The organism is Inquilinus limosus (assembly GCF_051487185.1).
GTDB classification, from domain to species: Bacteria; Pseudomonadota; Alphaproteobacteria; order DSM-16000; family Inquilinaceae; genus Inquilinus; species Inquilinus limosus_F.
The window spans coordinates 12,522-24,432 of record NZ_JAHVDK010000042.1 but is presented as its reverse complement, the minus strand read 5'-3'; the positions used below and the strand labels follow the sequence as shown (position 1 = coordinate 24,432).

The following is an 11,911-nucleotide window of genomic DNA, read 5'->3' as shown; positions in this document are numbered from 1 at the left end:
CGAAGACCCCATCCCAGCCGCCGCAGCCGCCTCCTACACCACTCCCTGGGAGTACGTCATGCGAAGCTGACGAGCGCTTGTGGGTGCGAGTCCCATCCGGCCAACGCCGCAGCGGGCAGGCCGGGACCGAGTCTTGCGGGCGTCGTGGTGACGCGAGGTCCGAAGTGTAGACAGGGGCCATGTGGGGTGCGGGATTGAGCCTCGAAAGGTGGAAGGTCGCGAAGGCCGAGAGGGTTCCCAGTCTCGAAGGCAGCACGTGCATCGTCGTGATGCGAGACGATGTCGCTTCGCCGGGGTCGAAGGCCGGATCACGCATGGAAGGCATTCGTCGGAACATGAGAGGCCCGACCGGGTCCGCCGGATTGGTCTCCGGCGGGGGATGGCGGCAAGGCAATGCCGGAGCCGACATTCGAGCCGAGGTCGGGAGTCGGACCGGTTCATAGTACCTATGACGCCGTCGAAGGAGACGAGACGCGCCGAGGGAAGGGGCCGGCCCGAGGAGATCCCGCGCCAGGAGGCTGGGGTCCGGACACAGAGCCGGGTTGCCTTGCCGCCCAACCTGGCACGGGTGAACGCGGCGGCTCGCAAGGCCGCCCAGACCCGGTTCACCGCCTTGCTGCACCACGTCGACAAAGGGGCGCTCGAACGGGCGTTCCGGCGACAGAAGCGGCGGGCGAGCGCGGGAGTCGACGGGATTACGGTGATGGCGTACGAGCAGAACCTGGAGGAGAACCTCCAGGATCTCTGCCGGCGCGTCCACACCGGGCGCTACCGGCCGCAACCGGTCCGGCGCGTCTATATCCCCAAGCCCGATGGCGGCGAGCGGCCGCTCGGCGTGCCGACCCTGGAGGACAAGATCGTCCAGGGCGCGGTCGCCGAGGTGCTGAGCGCGATCTACGAGGTCGACTTCCTCGGGTTCTCCTACGGCTTCCGGCCGGGGCGGGACCCGCAGCGGGCTCTTGACGCGCTCCATACGGCGCTCATGAGCCAGCGCGTGAGCTGGGTGCTCGATGCCGACATCCGCAGCTTCTTCGACTCGGTGGACCACGAGTGGCTGCTGCGGATGCTGGCGCACAGGGTGGCCGATCCGAGAGTCCTCCGGCTCGTCCGGCAAAGGCTCGAAGCCGGCATCCTGGAGAGCGACACGTGGTTCGAGACGGACAGAGGGACGCCTCAGGGAGCGGGCATCAGCCCGCTCCTGGCCAACATCTTCCTCCATTACGTCCTCGACCTCTGGGGCCATCGGTGGCGTCGGCGCGAGGCGCGCGGTCGGGTCTCGATCGTGCGCTACGCCGACGACTTCGTGATGGGCTTCGAGAGCGAGGCGGATGCGCGGCGGATGCTGGTAGGCCTCAAGGAACGGCTGGCCCGCTTCGGCTTGTCGTTGCACGAGGACAAGACGCGCCTGATCGAGTTCGGCCGGGTTCCGGCCCTGGCTCGGCGACGGCGCGGCGCGCGGCGGCCCGAGACCTTCGCCTTCCTCGGCTTCATCCACTACTGCGGATGGACCCGGGACGGCCGGCTCATCGTGAAGCACAAGACGCAGGGCAAGCGCCTGACGCGCAAGCTGAAGGCGGTGCGCCAGGAGGCGTGGCGGTTGATGCACAAGCCGCTGGCCGAGCAGCATCGCTGGTACGCCAGCGTGCTCCGCGGCCACTACGGCTACTATGGTCGACCGCACAACTACCCGGCCCTCAGCGCCTTCCGGCAGGAAGTGCGGCGGATCTGGTTCGCCTGCCTCAAGCGGCGCAGCCAGAAGAACCGGCGCATGGGCTGGGAGGCGTTCGAGGCCCTGACGGCTCGCTTCCCTCTGCCCACACCCCGGATCACGCGCCCCTGGGCGCCACGTGCAGCTTGACGCGGGTTATCCTCGGGAAGAGCCGGGTGCGGGAAAGCCGCACGCCCGGATCTGTGAGGGCAAAGCCGAATGGCCGAGCTACTCGACCACGACCCCTGCTTATGGAGTGCTCCCACCGATCCCGGCCGGCGACAGCAGCGCGTAGACGTGCTTTCCGAAGAGGCGGAAGCGAAACACATCCCTCAGCTCTGCCCGCCCGCGCACGAGCAGGTCGACAGGATTGCGGCAAAAGGCAAAGGCATGCCCGAGTATCGGGCCCGCCGCGGAGCGCTGGCATTCTGACGATCGCCGCCCGATGCCTTCGGCAGAGGCGCTCACGCGCGTACCTCGACAGTGAGATGACGAGCGATGCCGATCATCGTTTCGGCGGACAGTCCCTCGACGGATCGCGATTCGCGGTCTGTGTGAGCGCTGCCGGACGGGGTGAGCGTCTTGTAAAAGGACATCGCAAGACGTTGCCTCCGAGATGACTACTGGCGCCGGTGATGGGGTATGCGGCCTCCATCATTGAGCCCTCATTGATGCAGCCATGTGCCGGGTCATCATGGCCAGAATCGACCAGCCGAGCTGCGCGTTCCTGATCAGGCGGCGCGACAATGGGGAGGCGGGGATGGGATCCGGCTGGACTAGCCCGTAGAGAATGACCTGCAGCATTTCGCGGACGATCGAGAGCATTCGGGTATCCGTCATCGCGAGGATCCGCATGGAGGCTTCGCGACCCCGCTGATCTTCCGTCCAGTAGCGGACGAGGCCATCGCGGACCGTGCGCGCAGCCAGCTCGGTCCCGCTCGTGGCGTCGTGCAGCGCCCGTGCCAGCAACGCGCGGGCCCGCTGCGGTCCACGTCGCCGACGTGCATAGAGATGCAGGCCGGCAGCCACATCGCCGCCGGCCTGGCAGAAGACTTCGCGCAGAGCGAGCGCATCATTGACGCCGACCGTCATGCCGGTTGCCGTGAGCGGATGGCATGTTCCACCCGCGTCGCCGACGAGCGCCACCCGATGGCGCACCGTCCCGCTGACCAGGACCTCGCAGCTCACGGAGGACAGAGACTTCTGCGTGCGGGCAGCCTTGGTCAGCTCATGGCCCAACGGTGCCGGCAGGGCAGCGATGAGCGCCGTCCGATAGGCGTCGGCGGGAACCGAGCGCTGCTCGATCGGATGGTCGAGCAGCACCCGACTGCGGCCATCGCCGATCTCGTAGGCAAAGACGGGGGATGGACCGCCAAGGAACATGTGTCCGAACCCTGGCATGGGAAGATTGGCCGAACCCAGCTCAAATCCGGTCAGCGTCGAGATTGGGCGGCGCCGATGGGCGATGCCGACGAGCCGGCGCAGAGGGGAAGCGGAGCCGTCGGCAGCGATGAGGAGGCGGCAACTCAGCGTCGAGCTTCCCGCCTTGTGCCGGACAACAACACGCGCACATCCGGGATCCGCGAGGTCGACCGCGACGACGCGCGCCCCTTCCATCATTTCGACATGGGCGAAACCGCGAGCAGCCTCGACGAGCCTGGCCCGGAGACGTGTCTGGTCCAAAGCCGCGGCAGTCGCCGGGAAGCTTGGATGCCGACCATAGGGGAGGCGGATCGCCTGTTCGTCGCCGCCCATGTCCGGGAATACGGCGAAGCCCCCGATGGCGACCGAATCCGCAAGGATCTCTTCCGACGCCAATCCCAACTGCGCCAGACCCGCCACGCACCGCGGATGGAGCAACTCACCGGCGAGCCGCCGTTCCAGATGCTGGCCCGGTTCGACCATCAGGACCCGCCACCCGAAATCGCGCATGGCGGCTGCGGCCGCCACTCCGGAGATGCCAGCACCGGCGACGATGACGTCGAAGTCAGCCATCGGACGCCCCATGGTGTCGTTCGAATTCGCTCGGGGCCCAAAGCTGAGAGACGCTGTTGTAGAGCCTGTGGTCGAGCATCGCCCTGCCGACGAGGACGCTGTTCGCGCCGTCGTCCGGCCAGCCTCCGTTAGGTTCCTGCCGACCGACCAACCATGTGGTGGCGCGCAGCGGGCTCACCTCGACCGGACCGTCCGTGGCCGCCAGCAACGCCAACGTCGCCCATGCCGTGCTAGACACTCGCCCGTTCACGCTCGGGACATAGCTTGCGACAGGCAGCCCGAGAAATGCTCTCGCCAGGCGCCGTCGCAGCCGACGGCGCGCAGCCCGCAAAGCGCGAAGAAGGTGCCGCAATTATCGTTGATCCCCCAAAATCCGGGCGAGGACCACCCTCCGACTGCCGCGCCAACAGGAAATCGGCCCGCCGCCGCGACGCCGCCGCCATCCGGTCAGCGACCGGTCATGGATCAAATGCGTATCTCGGCGAGGGTGTGGACGCACGAGCCGGTGCATTGAAATCTTACAGGATCGGGCCGATTGCTGATGGAATCTCTCCCTTGCGTTGGTTGGAAGCGGCATCCCAAAAGCTTTGCCACGATCTCTTTCGCATTGACCACCTTGAATGCGAGTAGGGGCTGGATTTTGTGACCAGGGTCGCCGTCGCCGCCAGGAAGCGGACTGCCTTCGACTTCGAGCGCATGCTTACCCCTTTCCGATCAATTCCGCTTCGCGGAGGACGGATGTCCCAGGGCGCTCTCGCGCCCGGCACGTCTATCTGGGAGACCTCCTCCCGGCCCGTTGCCGCAGGTGACCATCCCTGTCGCGGTCGGCCTGACTGTTTCCAGGAAAGGAGCGCAGAGTCCGCCATTTTTTTGCCAAGCAAAATGAATCAAAGCCAAGAAGGCAACATCAATAGAAATCATTCGTTTTTGACAGTGGCAAAGACAAGGTCTCTAGTTTCTGATTTTGCAGAGCATTTTGCAAAAATTGAACCAAGATCTTCTGCGTAACGGCATCGATAACCCGGCCCGCAGAAGACAATGGTTGAGAAGTAGGGATGTCTGCTTGAATCCTGATGGTGATTGTTGAACTATCTGGACAAGACGGGACCAGACGATCCGGGGGGCATACATGCCTGCGACATGCAATCCGTTCGCGCTCAGGATGATCGACATCATCTGGTCCCATGCGTGAGTCGCCGAACAGTATTCCCAGCCCGGGGGGGCCGAAGTTCGAATCCACCGGGGGAGCGGCGGCCGGTGCCCCCCGGCGGAGGCGCTTCATGGCCATGTCCCTGCCGCGGCTAGCCTTCGTCGCCATGGCCAGTGCGATGACCGGACCTGCGGCAGCCCAGGAGCCTTCCGCGAACATGGTCACAGCGGGCTACCAGGGTAATCTGGGGGCGAGCCGCATCGGCATGACTCTCTTCGTCCGGGACGGAAAGCTCGTCCCCGACAGCCACTATTTCCGTCAGACGGATCTGGCCGACATTCCCCTCGCTGGCGAGGTCGGCTCCGAGCTCGTGATGCGCGAGCCCGGCGGAGGCACGTTTTCCCTCCGGTTCAAGGACAATGGCGACGACGGCCGCGGTCCCACCTTGCTCGACGACAGCGTCGACCTCCAAGGAACCTGGACCGGCCCCGACGGCCAGAGCCACCCTGTCACCCTCCAGGGCGGCGCTCCCGTTCCGGCCGAGCCGCCGGGCACGCATTGGTATCGAAGCATCACCGATCTCAGCGACGAGGCGTTCGAAGCCAAGGTCCAGGGCTTTTACCGGGCGGTCATGGCAGGTGACCGCGCCGGTGCCGCCCGTTATGTGGGCTTCCCCCTCGAAATCGTGGTGAATCCGGCGGAGAGCGCGTTCATCGAGACCTCCGATGAACTCGACGCACGGTGGGAGGAGATCTTTACGCCGGCCTGGTTGCAGCGGGCGGCCGTGGCGATGCCGCACGACATGGCGATCGAGAACGACATGGCCGTGCTGGGCGACGGACTCGCCTATTTCGATGAGGACGGCGCCGCGCTGATCAACGCAGCCAATTGAGGCGTCCCAGGGCTTTCCAGAGGGGGAGGATGGAAGAAATGTCCATTCATCGCAGGCTTCGCATGCGACAAATGCTCATCGCTCTCGTTTCAGCCGTTTGCCTGTCAGCCGGCAGCGCTGGTCCGGCAGGCGCGCAGAGTGCGGCCGAAGTGAACAGCAATCTCGACACTCTGTTCGGCGATCACAAACCTTATGAGCAATTCTTCGCAAAGCTGAAGACGGCCGTCGCCGATGGCGACAAGGAAACGGTCGCCTCGATGATCGATTATCCCTTTCAGGCCCGCATCAGTGGGAAGGCGGTGAAGATAAGAGACCAAGGACATTTCGTGGCCGACTACGACCAGATCATCACGTCCAAGGTGAAGAACGCTGTCGCCAAGCAAACCTATGAGACGTTGGTTGCGAACTGGCAGGGCGTGATGATTGGCGATGGAGAGGTTTGGTTCAGCGGCATATGCAACGACGCGGCGTGCAATAAATCAACGATCCGGATCACCGCCATCAACGACTAGAAATCGAGCAGATCTTCAAGTGGACCTGCATTTCCGCCCAGGACCGCAATCCAAAATACGGAGAAGGTAAGTGGCGCCAGCAAATCTGCAAAGATCAGTCGCGTTCACCGCCGTCCTGACGGCTCTCGGCGGCTACCAGTCGCTCGACGATCTGGACCGTGAGGCGTACCAGCGCGCGTGCGATAATCTTGGGATCCAGCTCGGGACGCCAACCTACGATCAGTGCATGCTGCAGCAGCAGAGGCTGGACAACGAAGACAACCAGCGGTTTCGCGATCGTGAAGCACTCAAAGGGGAACTTTGAGTGCAAATGATGCTCGGATCGGAACGGTCGCAGTGTGCGTCGCCCTGGCCGCATCGGGCGCTTTCGATCATGCTTGCGTCTGATCAATAGTTCGTGGTCCTAGTCAGGAGGTCTCCGCATGCAGTCCGCCTATAAATATCGCGCTCGGTTCACGCTTGTTGCCAGCGCATTGGCACTGGCGGCATCAGCTGCCGTGGCCGAGGAGACACTGAGCTTCGACATCAATGTCACGCTGTCCGAGAAGGCCGCCGCCAAGCTCGCTTCGCAGAAGGAGGGAATCGTCGCCTTCGCGTCGTACTACGGCGATCCCAAGCGGAGCGCGGAGAAGCACGTCAACGAGATCGGTCAAATCGATCTCACGCCCCAGGACGAAGAGGTGGAGATCCCCGGCTCAGGCGGAAACGCCCATATCAGCGGCGCCAACGTCGACCTGAGGCGGCTCGACTGGCTCGCCGGTCCGGTCAAGGTCAACCTCAACGTCGCGTCGGCGCGCAAGAGCGGTCCGGACAATCTCCTCGCCTGCGATTTCATCGATGGCGCGCTCGCCGATGTCCGGAAGGCGCCGATCACACTCCACTGCTCCCTGATCGAAGAGAATCCGGACACGAAGATGTGGCCGTAAAGGTGCTCACAAGGACCGCTCTGCCTGCACACGACGATCTCTGCTATTTCGGCTTTGGTCCTCAAGCGTCCTCGTCACTTCCACGCCTGCGGCCTTGATTGGGACCGCACGCGTCGGGAATGCTGTTCAGCAGCTTCCGAACCGAGTCAGGCAACTTCGGTCGTCCGCGCCGGGAGCAGTTCACGCATCACAGCCAATAGTGAGCTCCCTCAGGCATCAGAACGACCTATGAGAAGGTCTAGCGTTGACCGGCAAAATTCAAGCGGACGGCTGACTTTGCTATCCCGGCGGCCGGTAATCCGGGTGCATGGGGATGTGGGGCGACAGAATTATATGGAATGAATATAATATAATTTTATATATTCCTGGAAGTCTCTGTCGGCGAGCTGCCCGAAGGCGATCATATTCAGAAAATTCGCTACTTTGGTCCGCCGAGACTCACTAGTAGGTGAAAATCAACGATGCTTATGCTCTCCTTCTCAATTGTTAAACGGGCGGTCGGCGGCCGAGGCGCTCGGCGCGGACGCTCGCGAGATTTGCGGCGCGCTGTGCCGGCGTTTTCGGATCGAAGATCGTCCTGGCAGCCTTGGGGGGATGGGAATGTCTGCACGAGATTCAAATCCGGCATCAGATCCGCAAGCTTCCAAGCCAGCGACCCAGCCCGCTCAGCACGTCGTCTTTGTCGGAGAATCCCAAGTCAACGGTTCGGGCTGCCCCGCCGCAACATCCGACCAGGCGGAGCCGAGGACGCGCTCCCGACAAGTCCCGCTCGTCGTCTGCGCAGCATTGGCGCTCATGCCGGGCACGACGGCAGCCGCCGACCCACTGCTGATCCCGCTCAGCCACGTAGACACAAGGTACGACGATGGGAGCGTTTCGCGTCGGCTGGGCATCAGCGTCGGCATTAATGGCGGGCAGCCGCGCCTCTATATGTTCGACACCGGCTCGGATCAGTTCAATGCGCAGTTAGGCCCGACCGACCGACAGGTCCCCGGCGCCAAGCCCGACGGACCCGAAGGGTTCTACGGGTATGGCACAGACGGTACCTATGGCTACTGGATGCAACAAATTCATGTTGGACAACTGACCTATTTCGACCCGGCGAATCCCTCGGCTCAGGGCGTGACACCGGCTGGGAAAGGTGGTTACTTCCTTGGGAGAGTCCTGGGATGGGCCTATGTCAAGGGCAGTGCTGCGGCTGAAGGCAAGCGACTGTCCCTCGACCCGATCGGGTACAAGGACGACGGGAACGGCGGAAAAATCCCGCTCTATGCCGATCTGGATATCCAAGAGAGAATAGAGCGGGACCAGCCGGGAGATGAGCCGCCATTCTATGGCACCTTCGGCGCGGGCAATTTCATCGGTGACGACGTCAAGAGCAACGCATTCGGCGCCCAGACCAAAAGCGGCTACATCATTGCTGCCAACGATACTGAGACGACCCCGGGCTGCGCCCCTTGCACCATCTTGAATGTGAACCAAAGCCTCAAATCTCAGTTCACCACCATCATCCCTTGGAACATCGAGGATCACACAGGCTATAAGCCCACATTTCCCGGCTCGGGCGGCAATGCCTCCGTGCAGTACGAGGGACGCTATACCCTCACCTTCGTGGTGAATGGCGCGGAGAAGACTGCCACCTTTACCGGCCCGGTCATGCTGGACACGGGGACGGGCGACGCCGCCTTTTTGACGAACAAGAAGGCCGTCGAGGATTTGGCCGCACAGGGCCTCAACGTGCCGGAGAACGGCAATATCGAACTCAAATCATTGAAGATCGCATCCGCCGACGGGACCGGCGATGTGGTCACTTTGGACGGTGCCGTGGTGAGCCGGCAACAGGACGAGAGTGCGGGCGATGGCCTGGTGATCGGGCTGCCGTTCTTCCTGCAGAACTCGGTCATGTACGACCTCGAGGACAAGGCCACCGGCTTCACCCCATTCTTCGTCAGCGCCAACAATTTCACCACCGATGCGCCAAGGCTGGGCCAACTGGCGCTCAGCCGGGTGACCTCGGACATGGGCTCGCTGGGGCTGGCGGGGGTGATCTCCGGCAAGGGCGACTTCACGCTTGCGCCAGAAGCGGAGGTGCGCCTTTCCGGCGTGAACACCTATACCGGCGCCACCCGGATCGGACCCAAGGCAGTGCTTCATCTGGCTGGGCCCGGCAGCATCGAACAGTCGGCCACTGTCGAGGTGAACGGCCTTCTCGATATCTCCCAGCACGGCAACTACAATCCGATCTGGGGCGTTCCCGACAACCTGAACAACCCGGTCATCCGCAGCCTGGATGGTGGCAAGGACGGGTTCGTCTATCTCGGCAGCCGGACCCTGGTGCTGCGCCAGGCGAACGGCTACTTCGCCGGCACGATCACCGACACGAGCGAGGACAATCCGAAGCCCCTGGGCGGCGGCTTGACCATTGCCGGCGGACGGCAGGTGCTGAGCGGAGAAAGCGCATTCACTGGCCCGACCACGGTGTCAGCCGGTGCCGCGCTGTGGCTGACCGGGTCCCTGGCCAGCAACGTGACGACCGCCGGCCTGTACATCGCGGACGGCCGAACGGACGGCAGCGTCACCGTGAAGGGAAACGGCACGCTGGCGGGCAACGGCACGGTCGGCCCCGTGGTTGCGGAGGGCGGCGCCTGGGTCGCGCCCGGACGTCCCGGCGCGGCCGGGACACTGACGGTCGATGGCGATTTCGCGCAGCGCGGCGGCTCCACCTACCAGGCCGGGGTCGGGTCGGGAACGGCGGCCGACCGGGTCGCGATCGGCGGCAGGGCCACGCTGTATGGCGGGACGTTTGTGGAGGTTGCGCGCGAGGCCGCCCGCTACGCCATCGGCGTGCGTCATGCGATCCTGACGGCTGCGGACGGGGTGACCGGCACCTATGCTGGCCTGACCGGCCCGCTGGTGGCGGATTCGCCCTTCATCGACTTCGCCCTGGCCTATGACCCGAACACCGTGTTCCTCGATGTCGACCGGTCCGACGTCGCCTTCGCCGATGTTGCCTCGACGACCAACCAGAGGGCGGCGGCGGCCGGGGCGGAGAGCACGGGCGCGGGCGACGACGTCCACGACGCCCTCCTGTACCTGACCCGGGCGGAAGCGCGGACCGCCTTCGACAGCCTGTCCGGCGAGATTCACGCCTCGGCCACCGGCGCGCTGATCGAGGACAGCCATTTCGTGCGCGACGCCGCCAATGAGCGGCTCCGCACGGCTTTCGGCCGCGCGGGGGCATCGGCCGGCATGCAACTGGCCGACGCGTTGGGTGCGGGCGCACCGGAGGCGGCGGCGGCTCCAACTGGCCGCGTCACGTCTTGGACCCGCGCCTTCGGCGGCTGGGGCCATCTCGACGGCAACAGCAATGCGGCCCGGCTCGACCGCAGCACCGCCGGCTTCCTGGTCGGCGCCGACACGTTGCTTGCCGACACCTGGCGGCTCGGCTTCCTCGCCGGTTACAGCCATTCCTCTTTTGATGTGGACGGCCGCGCGTCCTCGGGGTCGAGCGACAACTACCATCTCGGTCTCTACGGCGGCACCCAGTGGGGGCCGCTCGGCTTCCGCACTGGGGTGGCGTACAGCTGGCATGATCTCGACACGCGCCGTTCCGCGCGGTTCGGAGACTTCTCCGACAGGCTCCTGGCCGACTATGGCGCCGGCACGCTGCAGGTCTTCGGCGAGCTCGGCTACCGCTTCGACACCGAGATCGTCTCGCTTGAGCCATTCGCCAACCTCGCCTACGCCAGGGTGGAGACAGACGGCTTCGAAGAGGAGGGCGGCGCGGCAGCGCTTCATGCCCGGAGCGACACGACGGACGCGACCTTCACCGCGCTCGGCCTGCGGGTCTCGAGGAGCTTCGCACTCGGGGCGATGGACCTGACCGCGCGCGGCATGGCCGGTTGGCGGCACGCCTACGGCGACGTGACGCCCGACGCCCCGCTCGCCTTCCGGGGCGGCGACGCCTTCAGCATCGCCGGCGCGCCGATCGCCCGGGACGCCGCCGTGATCGAGGTCGGCATCGATGCCGGCCTCACCGATGCTGTGGCGGTCGGGTTCGCCTATTCCGGCGAGGTCGCCTCCGAGGCGCAGGAGCATGGCTTCAACGCCAAGGTGCGTGTGAAGTTTTGATGTTCTGCCGAGGCATGGATATAGGGGCGAAGCGGCAATCCATCTCCTTTGGCCGCCGATCTCCCGGCGTGCCCGAGGGCGGCCGCTGGCAGGGCATCGAAACGGCAGTCTCCCCCTCTATCGTTGGTCGCCGAAGTATCGCTGGCGTAGGGCCCGAGCTCGCCGGCTTCCTGCAGCGCGAGAATCTCGAGCGTGACCGCGTGGCTCAGCGCGTCGCCGTGCCGGAAGCCGGAACCGTACTTGTCCGGGTGGAAGATGGCGCCGACCACGGTCGCAGGCGACGAGGCATGGGTGTGGGCGTAGTATTCGAGGTAACCGCCCGGTGAAGTCTTGCGGGGGTGACCGGTGGATGCGGGATGCTGGTCGGCGGCACGGTGGATGCGGCGAGCCAACCACCGCGAATACCGTGACATGCCTCTCGCCAACCGGGGCGATCTCGGCTTGGTCACGGGCGCCAGTGCTGAGTCACGATCGGATTGGGCGCAACCACGGGTCCTGACAGAGTGTCCGCAGGGGTGATCGTCCGGTGCCAGTGGTGACGAAGACAGCAGAGAGCGGAGAGGCGCCCGGCTCATACCACACGGCCAGACCACCGGC

Annotated in this window: 10 protein-coding genes; 6 read left to right on the top strand and 4 right to left on the bottom strand. The window is 64.8% G+C overall.

Annotation, left to right across the window (positions count from 1 at the left end):
• The first annotated feature begins 448 nt into the window (after positions 1-448).
• Complete coding sequence (gene ltrA / locus KXR53_RS32915) at positions 449-1,858, top strand: group II intron reverse transcriptase/maturase (RefSeq protein ID WP_437379855.1); 1,410 nt, start codon at positions 449-451, stop codon at positions 1,856-1,858.
• Positions 1,859-2,362: 504 nt separating this feature from the next.
• Here ltrA and KXR53_RS32910 read toward each other — a convergent pair.
• The 3 genes from KXR53_RS32910 to KXR53_RS32900 form a co-directional block, all read right to left on the bottom strand.
• Positions 2,363-3,703 (bottom strand): FAD-dependent oxidoreductase, encoded by a 1,341-nt coding sequence (locus KXR53_RS32910; RefSeq protein WP_437379854.1) that lies wholly within the window; start codon positions 3,701-3,703, stop codon positions 2,363-2,365.
• Complete coding sequence (locus KXR53_RS32905; RefSeq protein ID WP_437379853.1) at positions 3,696-3,941, bottom strand: hypothetical protein; 246 nt, start codon at positions 3,939-3,941, stop codon at positions 3,696-3,698. The genes KXR53_RS32910 and KXR53_RS32905 overlap by 8 nt, the downstream gene beginning before the upstream one ends.
• 669 nt (positions 3,942-4,610) lie before the next feature.
• Complete coding sequence (locus tag KXR53_RS32900) at positions 4,611-4,985, bottom strand: hypothetical protein (protein WP_437379852.1); 375 nt, start codon at positions 4,983-4,985, stop codon at positions 4,611-4,613.
• On the opposite strand from KXR53_RS32900, the gene KXR53_RS32895 reads away from it, so the two are divergent.
• The 5 genes from KXR53_RS32895 (at position 4,984) to KXR53_RS32875 (ending at position 11,314) form a co-directional block, all read left to right on the top strand.
• The gene (locus tag KXR53_RS32895) at positions 4,984-5,745 is read left to right on the top strand and encodes a hypothetical protein (RefSeq protein WP_437379851.1); all 762 of its coding nucleotides are present in this window, start codon (positions 4,984-4,986) and stop codon (positions 5,743-5,745) included. The two genes, KXR53_RS32900 and KXR53_RS32895, sit on opposite strands and share 2 nt — an antisense overlap.
• 38 nt (positions 5,746-5,783) lie before the next feature.
• Entirely contained in the window at positions 5,784-6,257 is a 474-nt protein-coding gene (locus tag KXR53_RS32890) for a hypothetical protein (RefSeq protein WP_437379850.1), read from the top strand.
• 70 nt (positions 6,258-6,327) lie between these two features.
• A complete protein-coding gene (locus tag KXR53_RS32885) occupies positions 6,328-6,561 on the top strand; it encodes a hypothetical protein (RefSeq protein WP_437379849.1) in 234 nt (77 codons plus the stop codon).
• 118 nt (positions 6,562-6,679) lie between these two features.
• Positions 6,680-7,183, top strand: coding sequence for a hypothetical protein (locus KXR53_RS32880; protein ID WP_437379848.1), 504 nt, complete (start codon positions 6,680-6,682; stop codon positions 7,181-7,183).
• A 795-nt stretch (positions 7,184-7,978) separates the two neighbouring features.
• Positions 7,979-11,314 (top strand): autotransporter outer membrane beta-barrel domain-containing protein, encoded by a 3,336-nt coding sequence (locus tag KXR53_RS32875; RefSeq protein ID WP_437379847.1) that lies wholly within the window; start codon positions 7,979-7,981, stop codon positions 11,312-11,314.
• Here KXR53_RS32875 and KXR53_RS32870 read toward each other — a convergent pair.
• On the bottom strand, positions 11,245-11,727 hold the full coding sequence (locus tag KXR53_RS32870; protein ID WP_437379875.1) for a hypothetical protein: 483 nt from the start codon (positions 11,725-11,727) through the stop codon (positions 11,245-11,247). The two genes, KXR53_RS32875 and KXR53_RS32870, sit on opposite strands and share 70 nt — an antisense overlap.
• Positions 11,728-11,911 lie beyond the last annotated feature (184 nt).